Origin of the sequence: Parvularcula bermudensis HTCC2503 (assembly GCF_000152825.2) — a bacterium.
Taxonomy (GTDB): Bacteria; Pseudomonadota; Alphaproteobacteria; order Caulobacterales; family Parvularculaceae; genus Parvularcula; species Parvularcula bermudensis.
Window position 1 is genome coordinate 1,660,384 of record NC_014414.1, and the last position, 22,018, is coordinate 1,682,401.

Genomic DNA, 22,018 nt, shown 5'->3' on the forward strand with positions numbered 1-22,018 from the left:
GATATGAATGGAACTCAGCGCCAAGCCGCGCCACGGGCCGCCGCCGAGAGCAGTGTCGCTCCCAAGCCAACCTTGTGGGAAGAGGTCATCGATATTGCGCGTACCGTCGGCATAGCGGTCGGGATCACGCTGTTCGTTCGGTTCTTCCTCATCCAACCCTTCAACATCCCCTCGGGCTCGATGAAGCCGACTTTGCAGGTCGGCGATTTCATTTTGGTCGATAAGATCGACTACGGGTATTCCAAGGCTTCGCTGATCTATCCTTTTACTCGCCTGCCGCTTGAGGGGCGCCTCTTCGGCGATACGCCCGTGCGAGGGGAGATCGTGGTCTTCAAGAACGCTGCCGATCGGAACCGCGATTATATCAAGCGCGTGGTGGGGGTTCCCGGCGACAAAATCCAGGTGATTTCAGGGGTGCTGCATATCAACGATCAGCGGGTGCAGCGGGAGCTGATCCGCGGGCAGGAGCCTGATTGCGCGCGGGTTGATCCCGCCGCCCGCCTCTACCGTGAGACTCTGCCGGAGGGGGGGCCGACCTATATTGTGCAGGAGTGCCATGGGGATTTCACCGCTAGGGACAATTTCGGCCCCGTGATCGTGCCTGAAGGCCGCTATTTCATGATGGGCGACAATCGCGACAATTCTCAGGACAGTCGGACCTTCGATGTTGGAGGGATCAATCCCGATACCGGCCACTTAGAGCCGCATTTCGTGCCCCTCGACCAGATGGTAGGGAAGGCAACGCGGGTGGTCATGTCGATCGATGGCGAGCAAGCCGCCCTGTGGCAGCCTTGGCGGTGGCCGCTGGCCATCCGCTACGGGCGGATTTTCTCCAGTGTCAACTGACACATTGCGCCTCGCCCATCCCGATGCTGCTGCGGCGGTCGAAGCGGCGGTCGGTCATCGCTTTGACGATCGCAGCTTGCTCGCACGGGCCCTCACCCATGCCAGCGTTTCTCAGGATGGGCTGAAGGATCTTGAGAGGCTCGAATTTCTGGGGGATCGCGTGTTGGGCCTCTTGGCCGCCGATTTGCTGTGGCGGCGGTTTCCCGACATGGCGGAGGGGGAGTTGGCGCCCCGTCTCAATGCCCTTGTCCGCCGTGAGACCTGTGCCGATGCCGCACGCCATTGGAAATTGGGGGAGGCGGTCCGCATGTCCGCCGGCGAGGAGCGTACCGGCGGACGGAACAAGGACGCGATCCTGGGGGATGCGTGTGAATCGCTGCTCGGGGCGATTTACATCGATGGGGGGCTCGGCGCGGCAAAGACCGCGTTCGAAACCTATTGGACCCCGCGGGTGGAGGAGCTGATCGATGACCATGCGGACGCCAAGACCGCGCTCCAGGAATGGGCGCAAGAGAAAGGCCTTGGGACCCCCTCTTATCGCGACATCGACCGGGATGGACCTGACCACGCCCCGATATTCACGGTTGCCGTCGTGGTCCAGGGATTGGAAAGTGCTGAGGCAAGGGGGCCGAATAAACGATCGGCGCAGATGCAAGCCGCGCGGTCGATACTCGTAAGAGAGGGCGTATGGCCAAGCCATGACTGAACAGCTTGTACCGACTCGGGCGGGCATCGTGACAGTTCTCGGTGCCCCAAATGCCGGCAAATCGACCTTCGTCAATCAGATGGTGGGGGCAAAGGTCTCGATCGTGACCCATAAGGTGCAAACCACGCGGACGCGTATCCGCGGGATTGCCATGGCCGAGCGGACGCAGATGGTATTTGTCGATACGCCGGGCATCTTCGTGCCGCGCCGAACCCTCGATCGGGCGATGGTGGCGGCCGCATGGGAGGGGACGGACGGGGCCGATGTCACGCTTCTGTTGGTCGATGCGCCAGCCTATCTGGCGATGGTCAACGAAGATACCGCCGATCCGGCCTCTCGCCGATCCGCTGAGGATACCGATGGGATTGTCGCGCGGTTGAAAGAGGCCGGCCAGAAGGCGGTCCTGGTTCTCAATAAGATCGACCGGATGCCCCGTCCGCCGCTCTTGCTGTTGGCGGAGACGCTGAACCAAGAAGGCGTGTTCACCGATACGTTCATGATCTCGGCGAAAAAAGACCTCGGGACGGAGGGTCTGCGCCAATTCCTGATCGAGCGTATGCCAGAGGGGCCTTATCTCTACCCCGAAGATCAGCTCTCCGACATTACCGATCGGCTGATGGCGGCGGAGATCACGCGCGAAAAGCTGTTCCTTCGTTTGCACCAGGAACTTCCCTACAGTCTGACCGTCGAGACCGAAGAATGGGGACGCACGGGCAAGGGAGAGCTACGGATCGGGCAGACGATCTATGTCGAGCGCGACGGCCAAAAGGCATTGGTTCTTGGGCAAAAGGGAAAGACCATCGCCGCGGTGGGAAAAGCCGCGCGGGAGGATCTCGCCGAAATGCTGGGGGAGACGGTGCATCTCTTCTTATTCGTCAAGGTCAGGGAGAACTGGACCGACGATCCAGCCCGTTTCCGCGAAATCGGATTGGAGAAGCCGGGCCGCCAGACGCCGCGCAATGGTTGAATGGACCGATCGCGGATTTGTGATCAAAACCATCCCAAGGGGCGAGAACCATCTTGTGGTGACGCTGTTCACGCGCTGCCGAGGCGCCGTGACCGGCCTCGTCCATGGGGGACAGGGCACGCGCAAGGCGCCGCTGCTTCAACGGGGCAATCTGGTATCGGCCGACTGGTCATCCCGCCAGGCCGACGGGTACGGAACCTATCGCCTCGAACTGGCCGAAGCGATTGCCGCCAGGGCCCTCGACAGCCGGTTATCTCTGCTCGCGCTACAATCGGTGACGGACCTTCTCTGTGAGATATTGCCGGAGGGTGTCGCCTATGAGGGTCTGTTCGATGCGACAGAAGTCTTTTTCTCCGCCCTCGGAGAGAAAGCGATTATGGCGACATTGCTGGTCAAATGGGAGCTCGGTCTCCTTGCCGCGCTCGGCTATGGTCTCAGTCTTGAGCGGTGCGCGGCCACCGGCCGGACCCTTGAGGATGGCGCTGATCTGGTCTTCGTCTCGCCGAAATCCGGCGGCGCGGTCACGGCAGAGGCGGGCGCTCCTTATGCCGACCGCCTGTTGCCGCTCCCTCCTTTCTTGATCGACCGGGGGGAGCCGACCTGGCCCGACATCGCCGCGGGGCTTCGTCTGACGGGGACGTTTCTGGACGAGCGTTTGCTCGCGCCGGTTGGGAAAAGCTTGCCCGAGGCGAGAGGCCAATTGATCCGTCGTCTGACGCGGTAATGGCGAAGGCCCAAAAAGCCGTGATCACCCTTCTGGATGGAAATGCGCGTAGATCCGATCGGCAAGAGCCGCAGAAATGCCCTCCACCGCCGCAAGATCCTTGGCCTTGGCGCGCGCAACCGCTTTCGCTGAGCCAAAGTGATGAAGCAACGCTTTCTTCCGTTTCGCGCCGATGCCCTCAATGTCGTCGAGGGGGGTACGCGTCGCCTCTCGCGACCGCTTTGCCCGATGGGTGCCGATGGCGAATCTGTGCGCTTCGTCCCTCAGGCGCTGGAGGTAATAGAGGACTTCTGACCGTGGAGGTAAGGTGAAGGGCGTTTGCCCCGGTAGAAAGAACTGCTCGCCCGTGGCCGCCGCCGTACGGTCCGCCCGGCGCTCGCCCCGCTCGTTTTCGCGACGCCCTTTGGCGATGGACAGCAGACAGATTTCCCCCGCTTCAATATCGCCGCCGATCAGCAGGCCGTGATCCTCAAGAACGGATTTCGCCGCATTCAATTGCCCAAGGCCGCCGTCGATCACCACGAGGGAGGGCCAGTTCTCGCTCCCCGGCTGCTCTTCCTTCACCAGACGCTTGAACCGCCGGTCGAGGACCTCTCGCATCATGCCGAAATCGTCACCGGCGGAAATGTCCTCAGCCTTAATGTTGAAGGTCCTGTACTGATTTTTTCGAAAGCCTTCATCGGTGGCGACTACCATGGCGCCGATAGCGTTGGTGCCTGAAATATGGGAGTTGTCATAAACCTCGATCCGCTTGGGGGGGGCAGAAAGGTCGAGTTGATCCTGAACGGCCATCAGCAATTTCGTTTGGGAGGCTGTTTCGGACAGGCGCCGTCCTAGCGCTTCCCGAGCATTGTTCCGTGTTTGGACAATCAATTGTGCTTTTTCCCCCCGTTCGGGCCGCAGGACATCGACCCGATGGCCGGCGGTGGTGGAGAGGGCGTCGGCAAGCAAGGACTGATTTTCCAACCGCTCCGATACCAAGATCAGCCGCGGCGGTGCTTTGCCGTCGTAGAACTGCGCGATGAAGCTCTCTAGAATATCGGCTGGTGGCTCCTCCTGTCCGTGGCGCGGGAAGTGAGACAGTGCCCCGAGGTTCTGTCCGGCGCGGAAGAAAAAGCTCTGTATACATGCTTGTCCGCCGTCGGCATGGATAGCGAAAACATCAGCCTCCTCAAGGCTGCTGATATTGATCCCTTGGCTTTCCTGGACATAGGTGAGCGCGCGGATCCTATCTCGGAGCGCGGCGGCGCGTTCGAAATCGAGGTCACCTGCCGCGTCCTCCATCTGGCGGGAGAGGGCAGCTTGTACATCGCGATTTTTGCCCTTGAGGAAGGCTCGGGCCTCTTCGACAAGGGCGGAATAATCGTCCGTACTGATAAGATCGACGCAAGGAGCGGAACATCGCTTGATTTGATGCAGCAAGCAGGGCCGGCTACGGCTCTCAAGGACGTTATCGGTGCAGCTCCGCAACAGAAAGGCTTTTTGAAGCGTGTTCAGGGTTCGGTTGACGGCACCGGCGGAGGCAAAGGGACCGAAATAGTGCCCAGGCCGTGTATGCGCCCCGCGATGCTTCATGATCCGTGGGGTCTCATGATCGGTCGCGATCAGGATATTCGCAAAGCTTTTATCGTCACGGAGCAGAACATTATAGCGTGGCTTGAGACTCTTGATGAGGTTCGCCTCAAGCAACAGACTTTCGGTTTCCGTATCGGTGACCACGAATTCCATCGCCGCGGTCTCCAGAATCATTCGGGCGATACGGGTGGAGTGACCATTGAGAGTCGCATAGCTCGCAACACGCGCCTTGAGACTTTTGGCCTTACCGACATAAAGGACATCGCCCTCCGCATTCATCATCCGATAGACGCCCGGCCGCGGGGGCAGACGTTTCAGTTCATCAGCGATGAGGTCGGTACCGGAAAGAGGCGCTGCCACATCTTCTTGGTCTTGATCCGCTTGAGTGGTCATGCCCCCCATTTAAGGGTCGGGCAGGAGAAGAACCAGCCGCCAGATCGGGCGGCTCCCCCTTCAGGTCATGGGTCGAAGCGGCCCGCAAAATGGGTCTGGAGGTCCGTACATTCTGCGACGGCAAGGCCTTTGGGAAGGCGAGTCGCCTCATCGCCGCAGGCCTTGCGTAAGGCGTCCTGGGTCAGGCCCTCCGCCGTAGCCAAATCGGCACCGGCGAGGATCGCCCCATGAAAGGTGGCTCCCTTTACATCGACATTCGATAGAACAGCGCCACGAAGATCGGTGTAGGAAAAGGTCGCCTTGCGCAGATCCGTCCCCTCGAACCGGGCGCCGACCAAATCGGCTTGGGTGAACCGCGCGCCAAGGAAACGACCGCCGCGGATCGTGACCTGACGGAAGGTGGCGGAGGTCAGGTCGGCCCGCTGGAATTGACTGTCGACGATCGTGGCATCGACGAATCGGGATCGGGCGAGATCGGCATGATCCAGTCGGCTATGGTGAAAGGTGGTCTGCAGAAAATTGGCCCCTTGGGCAGACACCCCCGCAAGGTCGCCATAGCCGATTAGCGCGTGGCTAAAGCTGGCATCGGTCAGAACATGGCTAGACCAGTCCGCCCGGGTGATCGCAAAATCCGAAAAGTCTTTGCCGGACAGGGGGGCGCCGTCCTTATCCGATACCGTGATAAGATCGGCTTCCCGCAGCGCGATGGCGCTCTCGCTATCCGTACCGAGAGGGGTTTTCCCGGTCAGAGGCGAAACAATCCGCCGGTCTGCAAAGCGGATCACCGCCTCGCTGCCGGTTTCGATTGCTCCAAGGGTAAATTGAGCGGGAAGGGGGAGGGCCAATTTCTGCTCGAGCGGCGCATAGGCATACCAAACGGTCGCCAAGGTCACGACCCAAGTGAGATTGTTCCAGAACAAGGAGTTACTCCCGCCTACTCTACGTTTTCCCCTTATAGCTTTGCGGTCCTAAAATTTTCGAAGGACTGACTAAGCGTTTCGTGAGCGCTCGTTAACCAATAGCGTTGCGGGTAAACAGTGAGTAACCGTCAGGAACAGCCACTGGAATAGCCGCAGCTATCGCATCTCAAACAGGTTCCAGTGCGCACCAAGGTGAATTGTCCGCACTCGCCGCAGGCGTCCCCCTCATACCCCTTCATTTTCGCCACCTGGCGGGCATTACTGGGGTCGGCCAGACGCCCCTTATGCTCGGCCGGGTCCTGAGCTGCCGTCTCCGTCGGACGCACCGGCTCGTCGTCATTGATGGCCCCGTCGCCTTCGACCTCCGTCCGCTCCCGCCGCAACCGATCAAACTCGCCGCCGCGCAGGACCACCAGATTGTCCATCGTTGAGGACCGGGAAAATCCCTTGGATATCAGCCGCTGCGCTTCTTGCTGGACGCCTTCGGCGTCGACCCCGCGACCGACATCAAAGGCCGACCCATTGTCCGGGACGTGGCCGAGGTCATTGCGGCCGAGATAGCTGATCGCCAGTTCTCGGAAGATATAGTCGAGAATCGAGGTCGCATTTTTGATGCGATCGTTTCCTTGGACGGGACCCGCCGGTTCGAACCGGGTGAAGAGATAGGCATCGACGAATTCTTCAAGCGGCACGCCGTATTGAAGGCCAAGGGAGATCGCGATGGCAAAATTGTTCATCAGCGAGCGGAAGGCGGCGCCCTCTTTGTGCATGTCGACGAAAATCTCGCCGAGTTCGCCATCCTCGAATTCCCCCGTATGCAGATAGACCTTGTGTCCGCCGACAATCGCTTTCTGGATATATCCCTTGCGCCGATCGGGCAGACGCCGACGGCCCGGCGCCCGTTCGACGATTCGCTCCACCACCCGTTCGGCAAAGACCCTTGCCTTTTCGCCCGCCGGTTGGTTGAGCAGATCATCCTCACCCAAATCGTCATTGGCGAGCAGGACCCCTGTGAGGGGTTGGGAGAGCTTCGATCCATCTCGGTAAAGAGAAATCGATTTGAGACCACGATGGTAGGCAGCGCGATAGGTCTTGACGCAATCCTCGACGGTAGCCCGATGAGGGAGGTTCACCGTTTTCGAAATGCCGCCGGAGATGAAGGGCTGGCACGCGGCCATCATGTCGATATGGGCGGCGACGCTGAGACTGCGGGTTCCCGTCCTTCCGCATTGCGTCGCACAGTCAAAGATCGCGTAATGCTCGGGCTGCAAATGGGGCGCGCCTTCGACGGTCATCGTGCCACAGCAAAAGAGATTGGCGCGATGAATATCCTCGTCAGAGAAACCCAATTCTCTCAACAAGGCATAGCCGGATTGGTCGAGTTGTGCGTCGTTGAGATGCAGGGTACCGCGCAGGAACGCTTCCCCCAGAACGTCTTTGGTAAAAGCGAAACTGATATCAAAGGCCTGGGGGAGGGCCGCCCGGAGCTTATCAATCTCCCGATCGGAAAATCCCTCTCGCCGCAGATCGTCGAAACTAACCCCTGGTGCATGGTCTAACGATCCGTGACCGACGGCAAAGGCCTTGATCTCTCGAATTTGCTGATCGGTATAGCCAAGTCGCGCCAATGCGCGGGGGACCGATTGATTGATCAGGCGCACCGTGCCGCCGCCGGCCAATTGCTTGAATTTGACCAAAGCAAAGTCCGGCTCGATCCCGGTCGTGTCGCAATCCATGACGAGACCGATGGTGCCGGTGGGGGCGATGGCGGTGACCTGGGCATTGCGGACGCCCGAGCGTTCTGCCTTGGATATGGCCTCATCCCACGCCGAGGACGCCGCCGCAACAAGGCCCGCAAAGGGAACGGCGCCCTCGTCAAAACGTGGCGGTGTAACCGAGAGATCATCGAAATCATCGCCGGTGAGGGCGGCGCGATGATTTCGCATCACGCGCAACACTGCCTCTTTATTGGCGTCAAAGCGGGGAAAAGGGCCGAGGCGTGCGGCAAGGTCGGCGGAGGTCTTGTAGGCGATGGCGGTCATCAAGGCAGACAGCGCCCCGGCCGCGGCGCGCCCTCGGTCACTGTCATAGGGCAAGGCGGCGGACATCAACAGGCCGCCAAGATTGGCAAATCCAAGCCCAAGGGTCCGGTAGTCATAGGAACGCTGCGCGATGCGGGCATCGGGATAGGACGCCATTCCAACGGAAATTTCGAGGACGATCGTCCAGAGGCGGATGGTGTGGATCAGCCCGTCAAGATCAAGCTCGCCATCCTCCTGCAGGAAGGCGAGAAGATTGATCGAGGCAAGATTACAGGCGGTGTCGTTCAGGAACATGTACTCCGAACACGGATTGGACGCCTCGATATCGCCATCCATGGGGCAGGTATGCCAATCGTTGATCGTGTCGTGGAACTGTAGACCCGGATCGGCGCTCGCCCAGGCGGCCTCACCGATCTTCTCCCACAGGGCGCGGGCGGAAACGGATTTATGGACACCGCCATCGGTGCGCCGCGTCAAAGGCCATTGCTGATCGTCATCGACCGCCACCAGGAATTCACCGGTCAATCTGATGGAATTATTGGCATTCTGACCACTGACGGTTCGATAGGCTTCGTCGTCCCAGCCGACTGTATAGACATCGAGCGGCATCTCCGTCCGGCCTGAGGCCGCAAGTGAGAGCGCGCGGCCGATGATGCCGTCGGGGACGCCATCCCGCCGGGCGGCTTTCATCACGCGACGGAGGATTTCGTTTCGGGTCGGATCGAGACGGTCGTCCTCGTCCCCCCTCTTTATTGCCGCAAACATTGCCTCAACATGGCGTTTGGTGACGAGGCTTCCGGTCACCAGGGCGGCGACTTTTTGTTCCTCTTTCACCTTCCAGTCGATGAAGTTCTCGATATCCGGGTGATCGATATCGAGCACCACCATTTTCGCCGCGCGGCGGGTAATGCCCCCCGACTTAATGGCGCCTGCGGCGGTGTCGCCGACCTTGAGAAAGGAGATAAGCCCGGAAGATTTCCCGCCCCCGGCTAAAGGCTCGTCCTCGCCGCGAATGGCGGAGAAGTTCGATCCCGATCCTGACCCATATTTAAAGAGCCGCGCTTCCCGTGACCAGAGGTCGAAAATACCGTTCTCGCCCACGAGGGAGTCGGAAACCGATTGAATGAAGCACGCATGGGGCTGCGGATAGGCGTAGACATTGTCGACCTCGACAATTTTCTCCACCGACGGATCATAGCGGAAATGGCCACTACCGTCCGCGGCGATGCCATAGGCCCAATGCAACCCTGTGTTGAACCATTGTGGAGAATTCGGCGCCGCGCGTTGGGTCGCCATCATGGCGCAGAGCTCGTCGCGAAACGCGATCGCGTCGTCTGCGTCATCGAAAATGCCCTGCTGCCACCCATGAAAAGCCCAAGCGCCCGCCAGGCGGTCGAACACCGCCTCGGCATCGCTCTCATGGCCGACGCCGCTGCCCGGGGCCGCCTGTCGCGGGGTCAGCTCCGACGGCTCATCCCCCGCTTTACACCTGATGGTTGCGCTTGGTACGTTGTCCCGGCGAAGATATTTTTGCGCCAAAATATCGACCGCCATCTGCGACCAATTGTCAGGCGCTGTGATCAGGAGGGCGCGATCTCCCAATCTGCTTTCTCTGGGTACGAAGGAAACATCCCGGTAGGGCGTGCCAATTTCGGAGAAGCGGCGTGTGATTTTCATGTTCCGAATTTGCCGTGAACCGTGGGGAAAAGAAAGGCCGGTCTACGGGCGGGCAAGCGGCGTGCCCCCGATCTGAATAGGCGAGGGCGGGAGTCTCTGTTGCTTCTTCGCATGTGCAATATAGACCTCAACTGAGAGAATACTCTTCATTGCTGGATTGAGGCGATACAAAATAACATGCTGTTCTGTATGTAATTATGGATGACAATGCTCTAAGAATTGAGTTATACAGTCAGCCCATTCAGTAGGAGGTTCGGTATGCCGCATCCTCGCGACGCCAATAGTGATAGCCGTGAGATTCGCGGTTTTGTAAAATGGTTTGACCAGACGAAGGGCTACGGGTTTATCACTGACGAGGCGGGGGGGCGTGACGTACTGATCCATTCGAGCTGCCTGAAACAAAGCGGACGGGCCACAGCACCCGAAGGCGCAATCGTCACCTGTGAGGCGATTGAGAGCGAAAAAGGCTTACAGGCAACACGGATTATCAATCTTGAGATCAGTGAGCTGAACACTATCACACGTCCACCCGCGACCCGAATGCCCCTGGTCGAAGTGGCGGGTGACTTCGAAGACGTTACGGTGAAATGGTTCAGTCGGGCCAAGGGCTATGGGTTCTTGACGGCAACCAATGCGAATGAAGACATTTTTGTCCATATGGAGGTCGTGCGGGCGGCCGGGCTCAGCGAGCTTCAGCCGGGGCAGCGGCTTCGCGCGTCCTATGGCCGCGGCACTAAAGGGCTGCTCGCCGCCGCGATTGAGCCGCCGCGCGAAAATTGATGCCTTGGTCGGATGACGGCATCGCCAGGCATGTAAACCTGTCGAAAATTTTAGGGCGTTGGCCTTCGTCCTGTCACGATGTTCGTGCGTTTTGTCTGTGAGCGCATGATGCGCGTCGTGACGGAGAGGATTCTCATGTTGAAATTATTTGGTGTCGCCAGTGGGGCGCTTTTGCTGACGGCCTGCACCGCGACGGGAAATGTCGAACGGAACGCGGCCGGTGGCGCTGCCATCGGTGCGGCGACGGGGGCTGTTATCGGAAATAATGTCGGTGACGGCGATGCGGGCCGTGGGGCCGCGATCGGCGCCGTGGTCGGGGGCCTTGCCGGGGCCGCCCGCGGTTCACGTCAGGACCAGGCGGGCCAGGGCTATAGCCAACAATGCCCGGGATCCCAGTATTGGCAGCCCTCGCCGGGGCAAGAGCGGTATCTCGATCAGTCTGCGAACCGCTATTACTATTATGACTCGGCTTCGGGCTACACCTATTGGGAGAATGGCCAGGTTCGCACCTGCTAACATTTCGCCCAAACTTAGGGATTGAGGAGCGCGCCTGCCATCATGGTGGGCGCCTTCTTTATGGGCGCGATATTGCTCCCCCGCGAAATTGGGGTCAAAGGCGGCGGCGTGACCCATGCGCCCCTCTCTCCCTCGGCATCTCCTCCGCCGATACATCCGTTGGTGATTCTCGTTCGGCCACAGCTCGGGCAGAATATCGGCGCGACCGCGCGGGCAATGCTGAATTTTGGGCTTAAGGGACTGCGTCTTGTGGCCCCACGCGACGGATGGCCGAATGCTGATGCCAAAGCAATGGCAGCCGGAGCGGCCGAGGTGCTCGATGGGGTCCGGGTCTTCGGCACCGTCGCCGAGGCGGTTGCCGATTGTCATTATGTGGTTGCCACCACTGCGCGGCATCGGGGCGTATTCTTGCCGGTCCACACCCCTGTCGATACGGCTGGGGAATTGAGAGTGCGGGCCGCCCGCGCCGAACGAACCGCCATTTTATTCGGGGCCGAAAAGGCCGGCCTTGAGACCGAAGAAGTGGCGCACGCCCATGCCTTGGTGACAATTCCGGTCAATCCCGCCTTTCCCTCCCTCAACCTGGCTCAGGCGGTTCTTGTGGTGGCCTATGAATGGGCGCAGGCCGCCGGGGCCGCACCGCTCTTTACCTCTCCCTATCAGGAGGATCCCGCGACCCAGGCGGAGCGGGAGCAATTGTTCACCCATCTGTCCACCGCCCTTGATCGGGCGGGATATTTCTATCCCTCCCATAAGCGTGAAGTTCTTTCGCATAATCTGCGCACACTTCTTGCGAATGCGGATCTTTCCCCGTCGGAGCTCCGTGTGCTGCATGGAGTGGTTCGCCAATTTGAGCGTCACCTTCCAGAAAAATCGCAGACGGACAAAAGCGTTCCCCAGGAAGAAACCGGTACAAACAATTAGCCAAGACACTGCACAAGGTGCCGACCGAGCCGATCGCCGCTGAGCCACGCGCCTTCGGCATCGCCAGGACCGAACCAATCACCGCAGGCGGCAAGGCCCCGTTCGTCATCGACGAGAAAGGGGGCGGGATGGGGGTTTGTGACGCGCGCATATCGCCATCGATGACTGGCCGACGCCGTCACCGCGGGCAGGTTGCCGATCAGGGGGGGGAGGGCCTCCAAGTGGAGCGGGGTCACCACCTCTTGTTCCGCCTCAAGATGATCAAGTGCCCAGTCCGCGGTACTGTGGATCACCCAGCGTTCTCCCGTTGGGCGCCCAGGCTTTGCGCTATTCCGGATGGCGAGCTCGATTGGCCCCCTCTTTGGACGGAGGATATGCGCTTCCCCCTGAAGGGGGGCGGCAAAGTGCACCATGGTTGTCCAGCAGGGGGAGGATCTGACCGCTGACGCTGCCTGGGCGAGGGGCCCGCCGACCGTCGCCAAGAGCTCTGCGACCTGTTCTGCTGGGATCGCCAAGACGAGGATGTCCGCAGCGCCTAGGGGCTCCCCTGTCTCGGTCAGCACGGGCCAAGCGCGATCCTCCCCTCGGGTCAGCGGGGCAATCCTCGACCCGAAAAGGACGCCTAATCGTTGGGCTGCATGCTCGATAGGGGTGCGCATATGCGGGGACCCGACCGTGACATGATCGCCCCCTGAACAGGGCCAATTTTGCGCTTGTCCTGAGGCGATCCACCGCTCCAATTGCGCCTGAAAATCTGGGTGCGAGGCGGTGAGGAAAGGCGTGCCGTGGTCGAACGGGCCAAAGGGAGGGCGCTTCGTCGACAATCGCCCCCCAGGCCCGCGTCCCTTATCGACTATGATCGGCCGATGATTCGCCGCCACCAATTGTTCGGCGCATGCCAGCCCCGACAGCCCCGCTCCGACAATGATGATTTTTGGTGATTCGCCGAGAGTTGGTGCCGACACCCTGCCTCCAGTCTCGCCCCACTGCCTTGGGCCGCCGTCTGGTCAGGAAGACCAGACCGTTCATGATGTCATTGATCTAACGCGAATGGAGATGGCGACCATCAAAGGTAGCCGTCCGCCATCAAATCCTTGATATGCACGACGCCGATTGGTTGACCCTCGGCAATGACGAGAATTTGGGAGATCGCGCGGGTCTCAAAAATTTCGACCGCGCTCGACACCCTCTGATGCGGGGCGATGGTGATCGGTGAGCGAGACATGAGGTCGGCCGCCGTTAGGCTTTGGACGTCCGTGTACCCCATAATACCGCGGCGCACGTCGCCATCCGTGACAATGCCTTCAAGAAGACCCGCCGCGTCGACCACGGCCACCGCGCCGACTCGCCCTTCGGAAATTTTTTGGAGCACATCGGTGAGCGGGGCCGCCGAGGGGAGTGTGGGGATCGTGCGCCCTGCCTGAAGGCCAAGATATTCCTCGATCCGCTGAAGTTGCATCCCCAGGCGCCCGCCGGGATGCCGGGCGCCGAAATCCTCTTTACTGAATCCGCGGGCGGTCATTGCCGCAACGGCAAGCGCATCCCCCAGGGCGAGAGTCATGGTCGTCGAACTGGTGGGCGCAAGGCCATTGGGGCAGGCCTCCGGGGTGCGAGGGAGCAGCAGGGTGACCTCCGCCCGTTTCGCCAAAAAGCTGTCGGGCCTGGCCGTCATGGCAATGAGCGGTACATGCCGCCGATTGGCATAGAGCAGAATGTCGCGCAATTCGCGGGTCTCGCCGGAATTGGAAATCGCAATCAGCACGCCCTTGGGGTCGAGCATGCCCAGATCGCCGTGGCTGGCCTCTGTTGGGTGGACAAAGAACGATGGTGTTCCCGTCGAGGCAAAGGTCGCGGCCATTTTTCGGCCGATGTGACCTGACTTTCCGACCCCGGTCACCACGGTAAAGCCCGATGTCGCTGTAAGGTGACGCACGGCTGCCGCGAAGGCGTCGTCGAGCTGCTCCCCGAGCGTGTGGAGCGCGTTCGCCTCCGTGGTGAGAACGGCGCGGCCTGTTGCGATGGTATCCGATGCAGAAACGTTTGTGGGCATTATCCAACCTTCTTGTCGCTGGAGAGCTTACCGGAGATGCGCCGGACGGCTCAACCATACATCGCTGCCCCCAATAGCGCGTCCGTTATGTGTCGTGAAACTGTCATCTTTTCCCATGGTGCCGCCAATTTCCGTCGATAGCTAAACGGAACATCTGTAAGCAGATAAAAGATGGGAACTGTGATGAACGAATATGTCATCAGATAACGGAGGAGGTTGGAGAAAGCCTCGTATCCGGGAGCTCATCAAGGGCGATGTTTCCTCGCAGAATGCCACTTTTGCGCGAATTGAGCGATTGGCCGAAAGAAAGCATAATTGTGGGATATTAGACACGATTATGCTCCGTGAGTCGGCGTAACGCATTTTTTTGCTAGATCGTGTTGCGGCGCAAAGTTTCTTAGTATTAAGTTCCCGTCATCGGCATGACCTGAGGAGCAGGGGGCATGCGTGTGCTAAAAAGGGGTTGACGATGTCATCATCGAAACTGACAGTATCGCTATTATCCGCAGTCAGTATGGTCGCGTTGGGGGTTTCCGCCCCGGCGATGGCCCAGGACGAGACCGAGGGGACAATTGCCCCGGTTGCGGAGGATACGATCGTTGTAACGGGCGCGCGGGGTAAGCCGCGGACGGTGAAGGAATCGCCAGTCCCGATCGACGTCTTTGATTCCGAAGATCTTGAGGATGTGTCGTTCACGGATGCGAATGACATTCTCCGGAATTTGGTTCCGTCATATTCGTTGAGCCGGCAACCGATTAGCGACGGGGCATCGTTCATTCGCCCGGCCAGTATGCGGGGCCTTCCCACCGATAAGACCCTGGTTCTTGTCAATTCCAAGCGGCGCCACCGGGCCGCTCTCGTGTCGATCGGGGGGTCGGGTACGCAGGGGCCGGACGTCGCCACTATTCCGGCCATTGCTCTCGAAAATATCGAAGTGCTGCGCGATGGCGCGGCGGCCCAATATGGCTCGGACGCCATTGCGGGGGTCATTAACTTCATTCTCAAAGAGGATCGTGAAGGCTTTAAGCTGACCAGTCAGATCGGGGAATTCTACGCCGGTGACGGGGAAGAGTGGATCGTGTCGGCGAATGCCGGCCTGCCCCTCGGACCGGACGGTTTCTTGAATGTGTCGGTCGAAGTCTCCGATGCTGAGAAGACCGATCGGAGTGAGCAATATTGCGAATCCTGGTGGTGCGTCGAAGAACAGGCGGCCATTGATCCTGTTTATGCGGCGGGGGTCGAATCGCTGTTCGGCGGCGAGAATGTGCAGCCCTGGGGCCGGCCCGAGGCAGAAGCCCTCCGGACCTTTTTCAACGCGGCGCTGCCCCTTGGGGGCGGGACCGAACTCTACAGCTTCGGGAACTATTCTGAGTCCGAAGCGACGGGGAACTTCTTCTACCGGTATCCAGGAAATGGGGTGATCGAAGATGTGCGTCTCGAGGACGGATCGATTTACAACCCCACGGAAATATATCCGGGGGGGTTCACGCCACTCTTCTCCGGCAAGGTCCTCGACTACTCCTTGGTCCTGGGGCTGAAAGGTGAGTCGGATAAGTTTGCGTGGGATCTGTCGGCACGGAACGGTCAGTCGGAAATCCAGTACAGCCTTGCCAATACGCTGAACCCGTCCATGGGGCCGATGAGCCCAACACGGTTCGAGCCCGGCAATCTCATCAACGAAGAAACCCAAATTCAGGCGGATTTCTCCTATTTGATGGAGGTGGGGCTCGCCAGCGAGATGGTGTTTGGCTTTGGTCTTAGTTATCTTGAAGAAAGCTATGAGATTGAAGAGGGCGAACCGGCTTCCTATGAAACTGGCCCGTATGTACAGTCCGATCCCTATGATTTCTGCCTTGAAGACATGTCCGGGCCGACGGCGGCTGGCGCGGGGATCGCCGATCTCGATTGTACGGATGCAGATGACCCCGTCTATAGACAGGTCGTAGACGGATCGAACGGATTTCCCGGCTATTCTCCTGAATTTTCAGGCATTTATGAGCGCGACTCCTATGCCGTTTATCTCGATCTGAGTACGGATATTACCGAAAAACTGTTCGTTCAGGGAGCGGTACGGTTCGAGGATTATTCCGACTTCGACAGTGAGCTGATCTATAAGGTCGCGGCGCGATACGCGCTCAGCGACGCGGTGGGGATCCGCGGCTCCTTCGGAACCGGCTTCCGCGCGCCGACACCGGGTCAGCAGGGGACGACCAATGTGTCGACCCGCTTGCCAAACGGGATCCCCGTGGCGACGGCCCTTTCCCCCCCCTCTAGTCCTTTAGCGCAAGCGCTTGGCGCGACACCGCTTGAGCCTGAAACATCCACAAACTACACGGCCGGTGTTACGGCGACGATCGGTGCCTTCGATGTCACCCTCGACTTCTATCGGATCGAGCTTCAGGACCGGGTAAACGCCATCTCGACTATTTCGATTGTCGATGATTGCGATGAGGAGACGGGTGGTATCCAGACAGACTGTCTTGGTTTCCGCGACAATCTGATCGATGCCGGGGCCGTTGGAGCTGAAACGATTGATGCGGCCTTCTACTTCACCAATGCCTTCGATACCATTACGGAAGGGTTCGACCTCGTTGTCACCACCGACAAGGATTGGGGCACTTACGGGTCGACCGACTTTACTCTGTCCGCAAACTATAATGAAACGGAGTTCGACGGCGAAGTAGACGAGCTCTTCAATGACGAATCGCAGTACGATTTCGTCAATGATGAGCCGAATTGGCGGGGGGTCTTTACGGCCAAGCACGAGGTTGGGGATATATCCGGTCTTCTGCGCCTCAATTATTGGGGGCCGTATGATAACTCAAATGGTAGCACGGCGCCGTTGACCTTCCAGGAATTCGATCCTGAACTCTTTGTCGATGCCGAGCTGAGCCTCGATGTCAACGATACCACACGGTTCAGCGTCGGCGCCCGGAACCTCTTTGACAATTACCCGGATGAGGGGGAACTCGGTGAGACCTGCTGTGGTCGGATCTATCGCTCCGACTCGGTCGTCGACTGGCAGGGCGGCTATTACTACGCCAAAGCAACCCTGACCTTCTGATCTCGGTCTAAGGGGGAGCGTAGGGTGAGGCGGTATCGTCGGGGGGCGGACCGCCTCACCTTCGTTTGTGAGTTCCAGTGTGTATATAGCCGGATTAGTGGTGGACCTGGTCCGGTATCTTGCTCAAGATCGATCTTGGAAGGGACCAAATTATGAGCGTATTTCTCAGTCGTCGGAATCTATTGAAGGCCGGTGCGGCCGGGGCCGTTGTGGGCAGTGCCGGGATGGGGGGGCTCGCCGCCGCGGAGGTCGCGGCGAAAACCGCCCCCGCCGTCAAGCTGGGCCCAACAAAAGGCATGGCGCGCCTTCAGAGTAATGAGAATCCCTACGGTCCTAGTGAGAAAGCCCAAAAAGCGATCGCCTATGCCGGCGAAATGGGGGCCTATTATGCCGGTGCCGCGAATATGCAGCTCGCGGAAATGATCGCCGAGCGGAATGGGATCACCCCTGAACATATCGCCTTGTCGACGGGGTCCGCCGAAGTGCTGTGTGCCGCGGCGCTCGCCTACGGTAAGAAGGGCAAGATCGTGGCGCCCGCTCTCTTCTTCGATCCCACGGTCCGGTATGCGGAACGTAAAGGGGCGACGATCGTTCGGGCGCCCATGGGCCCTGACCTCAGTGTCGATCTCGACGCCCTTGAGGCCATGGTCGATGACGAAACGGCCCTCGTACAGATCTGTAATCCAAATAACCCGACCGGTGAGCTGATTGATGCGGATGCCTTGCGGGCGTTCACCAAGCGGGTGTCGAAGAAGACGACGGTTTTGATCGACGAAGCCTATAATGAGATCACTGACGATTCCGATACGAACTCCATGGTTGATCTCGTGCGTGATGGGCACGATGTGATCGTTGCCCGGACATTTTCGAAGATATATGGTATGGCGGGGATCCGTCTTGGCTATACGATGGCCGCGCCGGAAACATCGGCCATGCTGCGTGACCATGTCATGTCCTGGGTCTCTGGACCGGCCCTCGCGGGGGCGATTGCCTGTTACGAAGATCCGGCTTTCATGAGCTTCTCTCGGGCGAAAATTGTCGAAGCGCGCGATATGGTTTCCACGGCCTTGGCCGAGAATGATCTTGAAGCCTTGCCCTCCGCAACGAACTTTATGTTCGTCAAACTGCCAGGGGACGCGAATGTCTTCCGAGATAAAATGGCAGAGCAGGGGGTATCGATCCGCGGTGTTTATGGCGACCACGTCCATTATTCGCGGGTATCCATGGGTTTCATCAAGGATGTCGAAAAATATTGTAACGCGTTGCCGAAAGCGCTCGAAGCGTAATCGGTCCGACATCAGATAATCATGACCAAAATGGTCGTTCAAGGCCGCCGATGAGGAGGCGCGATGTGTCCTTTCCCGGGCGACGGGCATGGATCAAAGGCGCGCTTGGCGGTCTTGCTGCCTTTTCTGTGGTTGGGAGTGGGGGGTCGTCTCTCCATGACCGGCCGGAGAGGGGGCACTCAATCCTTGGCGGGGGAGTGGTCAGGCCCTTGGCCGGGCGACAGGTTCTCGTGCTGGGGGCGGGCATTGCCGGTCTCAGCGCCGCCTATCTGCTCGAAGCCGCCGGTGCGTCGGTCACCTTGGTCGAGGCGCGCAATAGAATTGGGGGACGGAACTTTTCCGTTCGCGATGGCATGCTCTTGCCCCACCCGGACGGCACGCGCATTGCGCGGCTGCCCACTGCGGGGAGGGTCGAGGCGGGCCCGACTATCTTCCTCCCGTCGCACCGCCACGCGCTTTTCTATGCACAGGCCTTTGAGGTGGCGCGGGAGCCGATCGGCGGCGGCGCGTACAGTCGAGAGGCAGAGCCCTGGCGGCCCATCGCCGGCATGGCGGCGTTTGCAACGGCGTTTCATGACCGTCTCGCCGCAAAGACCTTGTTCATGCAGGAGGTTCGTCGCATCGATCAGTCTGCTGAGCGGGCCGACGTCACGCTACAGGATCGGCTGACAGGACACGTCCAAGCGGTGTCGGCGGACTTTGCCGTCGTGACGTTCCCCGTGGCCCTCCTGGCGTCATTGCCGATGGCGATAACCGACGAATTTCGCCATTTTCTCCGGATGCGGTCTGCACAGACGATCTCCCTTGTGAGCGATGGCAGTCGAACAGCGTCGCGGTTCGAGGGAAGTTCACTTGCGACCCCGCTTTTCCGATCCGTCCGCGGCATGGGGAGGGAAGGGCGCGGCCCGCGGGGGGGCGACGTCGTCGTGGACTGGCAGGCCCAGCCCTATTCGCGTGGGGCCTTCGTTCAGGATGGGGGCACAGGGCGAAGAGGGCCCGCGGCAATCGGGCAGGGGCGCCTTCTTTTCGCCGGGGATGGGGTCTCGGATCTGCCCGGCTGGCAGGAGGGGGCCCTGCGCTCTGCCCATGCTGCAGTGAGTCAGATCTTCAGCCATGCGCCGGTGCAGGCATTACATGTGCCGGTGCAGGCGTTATAAGTCCGCCAGGAAAGGCTCGCCTTCCGTCGGACGGGGGGCATTTTTCCCCTAAGGGGAGGCGCGGCAGATGATCGAACTCGAATGGCCTGGAAAATTGACCGGGCTTGTTGGGGATGGCTTGGATACAACTCCCCCTGACAGAAGCACAGACGCGTGACACAGCAACGGCCACCCCCCGGCAGGCGCGCTTCGTCAAACGCCACCTACCGCGCTATGGGAGCTAATGAGCTGCAGTCCGTTCTGAGGGAGTGTTTTGCCGCATATGACGGCCGTTCGCCCGCCCTTTTGTCGGAGACCGCGGACCGCTTTCGTGAACGCGAAGGCTTTCTTCAAGCTGTCCTTCTGCTGGTGGCTGATGAGCACCGAATGATCTCTGAAGGGGCGACATGGGTTCTCAAATCTGAACTTGAGAAGGGCGCATGCTTGGACCGGGCGCTTATGGCCCGGCTCATCGCTGATTTAGACAAGTTGACCGCCTGGCAGGCGAAGCTTCACATCTGTCAGATCGTCGGCCATTTCGTTGTGCCGGAAGGCGACCGGGAGACGCTGCGGAGATGGCTGATTGGGCTGCTCGATGCAGACCGACCGTTCTTGCGCGCCTGGGCGCTCGACGGTTTATGCACCCTCCCCGATACACCGGTGGAAATGTTCCTGGACCGATTGGAACAGGATGACGCCGCCTCGGTTCGGGCCCGGGTCCGCAAGATAAAGCAGCGGATTGAAAGACGCGGCCCAAAGCGTTCTTGAGCGCCATTCACGAAGAGTTTCGTTCGTCTCTCAAAAAGCGAATGGCATGACGCCGAAAGATGTCTGGGGGGACTGAACGGAGAGCCCCCGGAGCCATGCGCTCAAGTAGGCGAAGCCGGTAGCGCAAGATGGAAATTGGCGGACGGAGAGGGAGTAAGTTCGAACTCCAGTATCCAAAGACGCGACTGCGTCCCGGCAGGTCAGGCCGCCCCCGCGGAGCGCCTTCGGCGCGTGAGCGAAAAAGCGCTGGCGGACAGGAAGGGATTCGAACCCTCGAGACGATTCCTCGCCTACTCCCTTAGCAGGGGAGCGCCTTCGACCACTCGGCCACCTGTCCATCGCCCAGAAACCAGCTATTGCGATGGTTGGCAAGCCGCCTTGCGATTGCCGACCGGGTAAACTTGCGTGCCGAGGTCGCGATCTGGGGCCGTCCAACCCCGCTGGCAGAAGAGCTGTGGATCGGCTAGCTCCTCGCGGTGACCGACTCTCAAGCCCAAGAAGCCAATCGCCTCGCCGCGCTGCATCGAACCGGTATTCTCGACACCCCGCCGGAGGAGACCTTCGATCGGTTCTGCCGGATCGCGGCCAATGCGATCGATGTCCCGGTGGCGCTGGTCTCCTTGGTCGATGACCACCGCCAATGGTTCAAGGCGCGGCTCGGCATCGATGATCCCGAAACCCCGCGCGAAATCGCCTTTTGTGCCCATGCCATTCAGAACGACGATCCGTTGGTGGTCGAGAATGCCCTCGAGGATCCCCGGTTTCGCAGCAATCCGCTGGTGACGGGGGACACCCATGTCCGGTTTTATGCGGGCGCACCGATTATCCTGTCGGGGGGATATCGCCTTGGCACTGTGTGCGTCCTTGACACCAACCCCCGGCAAATATCCGAGGGTCAGCGACAGATCTTGGTGGACCTCGCTGGGCTGGCGGCCCGAGAACTGGAGATCAGGGCCGGCGCGGCGTTTGCCGAGGAACGCCGGGAGATCGCCGAGGAACGGGCGATGTCCGCTGAATTGGTCGCGAAGGAAATGAACCACCGCATGGGCAATCTTTTTGCCCAGGTGTCCGGCCTCGTTTCCATGGCCGCGCGGGAGCACGATTCACCGGCGGATCTTGTCAGTGCCGTCAGAGAGCGGGTGATCGCGCTTAAGTCCGTGAACGATCTGCTCGTGGAGCAAAAATTTCGCGGCGCCAGCCTGCGGGATGTGGCCGAGGCCGCCCTCGCGCCTTTGATCGGCGAAAAGCTCGGTGAAACGGGGTTGGTCATCTCCGGCGACGATCTGCCGCTGAACGATAAGGCCGCGTTCAATATTGCGCTGGTGCTGTCCGAGCTTGGCACGAATGCCCTCAAATATGGGGCGCTGTCCGATCGGGGGGGGCGGGTCAGCCTGTTCTGGCAGCGCGAAGGCGAGGTGCTTCGCCTGGTTTGGCAAGAAAGCGATACCGGCGATTGGGGCGCCCGCCCCCCGCACCGGCAGGGCTTTGGCTCCTTGCTTCTCGATCGGGTCGCGCCGGCGGGCCTTATGGGACAGGCCGCGCGGCGCTTTACAGAAGCGGGGTATTCCTATGAGCTCACGGCCAAGCTTGCCCATATCACGCAAGAAGGTCTGCTGGCCGACAGCGTGATCACCTCGTCATGAT

17 protein-coding genes and 1 tRNA gene are annotated in these 22,018 nt (G+C 60.1%); 12 read left to right on the forward strand and 6 right to left on the reverse strand.

Annotated features, from left to right (window positions below; genetic code table 11):
- The first annotated feature begins 3 nt into the window (after positions 1-3).
- From lepB to recO, 4 genes are read left to right on the forward strand one after another with little or no spacing between them, the layout of a single operon-like run.
- Positions 4-846: a signal peptidase I gene (gene lepB / locus PB2503_RS07870; protein WP_013300707.1), complete on the forward strand. Its 843-nt coding sequence runs from the start codon at positions 4-6 to the stop codon at positions 844-846.
- On the forward strand, positions 836-1,552 hold the full coding sequence (gene rnc, locus PB2503_RS07875) for a ribonuclease III (protein ID WP_013300708.1): 717 nt from the start codon (positions 836-838) through the stop codon (positions 1,550-1,552). The genes lepB and rnc overlap by 11 nt, the downstream gene beginning before the upstream one ends.
- Complete coding sequence (gene era / locus PB2503_RS07880) at positions 1,545-2,519, forward strand: GTPase Era (RefSeq protein ID WP_013300709.1); 975 nt, start codon at positions 1,545-1,547, stop codon at positions 2,517-2,519. Before rnc ends, era begins: the two co-directional genes overlap by 8 nt.
- A complete protein-coding gene (gene recO / locus PB2503_RS07885; protein ID WP_013300710.1) occupies positions 2,512-3,243 on the forward strand; it encodes a DNA repair protein RecO in 732 nt (243 codons plus the stop codon). The genes era and recO overlap by 8 nt, the downstream gene beginning before the upstream one ends.
- 24 nt (positions 3,244-3,267) lie before the next feature.
- Here the strand turns inward: recO and uvrC are convergent, their stop codons facing one another.
- The 3 genes from uvrC to PB2503_RS07900 all read right to left on the reverse strand — a co-directional run bounded on the left by uvrC (position 3,268) and on the right by PB2503_RS07900 (position 9,850).
- Positions 3,268-5,220, reverse strand: a complete 1,953-nt coding sequence (gene uvrC / locus PB2503_RS07890; RefSeq protein WP_013300711.1) for an excinuclease ABC subunit UvrC — start codon at positions 5,218-5,220, stop codon at positions 3,268-3,270.
- Between the two features lie 56 nt (positions 5,221-5,276).
- A complete protein-coding gene (locus tag PB2503_RS07895; RefSeq protein WP_013300712.1) occupies positions 5,277-6,131 on the reverse strand; it encodes a pentapeptide repeat-containing protein in 855 nt (284 codons plus the stop codon).
- Between the two features lie 128 nt (positions 6,132-6,259).
- Positions 6,260-9,850: an adenosylcobalamin-dependent ribonucleoside-diphosphate reductase gene (locus PB2503_RS07900; RefSeq protein WP_013300713.1), complete on the reverse strand. Its 3,591-nt coding sequence runs from the start codon at positions 9,848-9,850 to the stop codon at positions 6,260-6,262.
- A gap of 258 nt (positions 9,851-10,108) precedes the next feature.
- On the opposite strand from PB2503_RS07900, the gene PB2503_RS07905 reads away from it, so the two are divergent.
- From PB2503_RS07905 to PB2503_RS07915, 3 genes are all read left to right on the forward strand, one after another.
- Complete coding sequence (locus PB2503_RS07905; protein ID WP_013300714.1) at positions 10,109-10,630, forward strand: cold-shock protein; 522 nt, start codon at positions 10,109-10,111, stop codon at positions 10,628-10,630.
- Positions 10,631-10,765: 135 nt separating this feature from the next.
- Positions 10,766-11,146, forward strand: a complete 381-nt coding sequence (locus tag PB2503_RS07910) for a YMGG-like glycine zipper-containing protein (RefSeq protein ID WP_041535478.1) — start codon at positions 10,766-10,768, stop codon at positions 11,144-11,146.
- A 42-nt stretch (positions 11,147-11,188) separates the two neighbouring features.
- Complete coding sequence (locus tag PB2503_RS07915) at positions 11,189-12,070, forward strand: RNA methyltransferase (RefSeq protein WP_013300716.1); 882 nt, start codon at positions 11,189-11,191, stop codon at positions 12,068-12,070.
- On the opposite strand, the gene PB2503_RS07920 is transcribed toward PB2503_RS07915, so the two are convergent.
- Both PB2503_RS07920 and PB2503_RS07925 read right to left on the reverse strand, forming a co-directional pair.
- The gene (locus PB2503_RS07920) at positions 12,067-13,035 is read right to left on the reverse strand and encodes an NAD(P)/FAD-dependent oxidoreductase (RefSeq protein WP_013300717.1); all 969 of its coding nucleotides are present in this window, start codon (positions 13,033-13,035) and stop codon (positions 12,067-12,069) included. The genes PB2503_RS07915 and PB2503_RS07920 overlap by 4 nt on opposite strands.
- A gap of 101 nt (positions 13,036-13,136) precedes the next feature.
- Entirely contained in the window at positions 13,137-14,120 is a 984-nt protein-coding gene (locus PB2503_RS07925; RefSeq protein ID WP_013300718.1) for a KpsF/GutQ family sugar-phosphate isomerase, read from the reverse strand.
- Positions 14,121-14,589: 469 nt separating this feature from the next.
- Between PB2503_RS07925 and PB2503_RS07930 the strand changes: the two genes are divergently transcribed.
- From PB2503_RS07930 to PB2503_RS07945, 4 genes are all read left to right on the forward strand, one after another.
- Positions 14,590-17,184, forward strand: a complete 2,595-nt coding sequence (locus PB2503_RS07930) for a TonB-dependent receptor plug domain-containing protein (protein ID WP_041534949.1) — start codon at positions 14,590-14,592, stop codon at positions 17,182-17,184.
- A 152-nt stretch (positions 17,185-17,336) separates the two neighbouring features.
- Positions 17,337-18,470, forward strand: coding sequence for a pyridoxal phosphate-dependent aminotransferase (locus tag PB2503_RS07935; protein WP_013300720.1), 1,134 nt, complete (start codon positions 17,337-17,339; stop codon positions 18,468-18,470).
- 65 nt (positions 18,471-18,535) lie between these two features.
- Positions 18,536-19,627 (forward strand): flavin monoamine oxidase family protein, encoded by a 1,092-nt coding sequence (locus PB2503_RS07940; RefSeq protein ID WP_013300721.1) that lies wholly within the window; start codon positions 18,536-18,538, stop codon positions 19,625-19,627.
- A gap of 366 nt (positions 19,628-19,993) precedes the next feature.
- Positions 19,994-20,374, forward strand: a complete 381-nt coding sequence (locus tag PB2503_RS07945; RefSeq protein WP_148235228.1) for a hypothetical protein — start codon at positions 19,994-19,996, stop codon at positions 20,372-20,374.
- A gap of 247 nt (positions 20,375-20,621) precedes the next feature.
- Here PB2503_RS07945 and PB2503_RS07950 read toward each other — a convergent pair.
- Positions 20,622-20,711: transfer RNA gene (locus PB2503_RS07950), tRNA-Ser, on the reverse strand.
- 139 nt (positions 20,712-20,850) lie between these two features.
- Between PB2503_RS07950 and PB2503_RS07955 the strand changes: the two genes are divergently transcribed.
- The gene (locus PB2503_RS07955; protein WP_013300723.1) at positions 20,851-22,017 is read left to right on the forward strand and encodes a sensor histidine kinase; all 1,167 of its coding nucleotides are present in this window, start codon (positions 20,851-20,853) and stop codon (positions 22,015-22,017) included.
- Position 22,018 lies beyond the last annotated feature (1 nt).

Excerpts from the sequence above, each read along its gene's own strand:
- lepB (WP_013300707.1), top strand. The coding sequence starts at position 4 with ATGAATGGAACTCAGCGCCAAGCCGCGCCACGGGCCGCCGCCGAGAGC.
- era (WP_013300709.1), top strand. The coding sequence starts at position 1,545 with ATGACTGAACAGCTTGTACCGACTCGGGCGGGCATCGTGACAGTTCTC.
- recO (WP_013300710.1), top strand. The coding sequence starts at position 2,512 with ATGGTTGAATGGACCGATCGCGGATTTGTGATCAAAACCATCCCAAGG.
- uvrC (WP_013300711.1), bottom strand. The coding sequence starts at position 5,220 with ATGGGGGGCATGACCACTCAAGCGGATCAAGACCAAGAAGATGTGGCA.
- PB2503_RS07900 (WP_013300713.1), bottom strand. The coding sequence starts at position 9,850 with ATGAAAATCACACGCCGCTTCTCCGAAATTGGCACGCCCTACCGGGAT.
- PB2503_RS07905 (WP_013300714.1), top strand. The coding sequence starts at position 10,109 with ATGCCGCATCCTCGCGACGCCAATAGTGATAGCCGTGAGATTCGCGGT.
- PB2503_RS07910 (WP_041535478.1), top strand. The coding sequence starts at position 10,766 with ATGTTGAAATTATTTGGTGTCGCCAGTGGGGCGCTTTTGCTGACGGCC.
- PB2503_RS07915 (WP_013300716.1), top strand. The coding sequence starts at position 11,189 with ATGGTGGGCGCCTTCTTTATGGGCGCGATATTGCTCCCCCGCGAAATT.
- PB2503_RS07925 (WP_013300718.1), bottom strand. The coding sequence starts at position 14,120 with ATGCCCACAAACGTTTCTGCATCGGATACCATCGCAACAGGCCGCGCC.
- PB2503_RS07930 (WP_041534949.1), top strand. The coding sequence starts at position 14,590 with ATGTCATCATCGAAACTGACAGTATCGCTATTATCCGCAGTCAGTATG.
- PB2503_RS07935 (WP_013300720.1), top strand. The coding sequence starts at position 17,337 with ATGAGCGTATTTCTCAGTCGTCGGAATCTATTGAAGGCCGGTGCGGCC.
- PB2503_RS07945 (WP_148235228.1), top strand. The coding sequence starts at position 19,994 with ATGATCTCTGAAGGGGCGACATGGGTTCTCAAATCTGAACTTGAGAAG.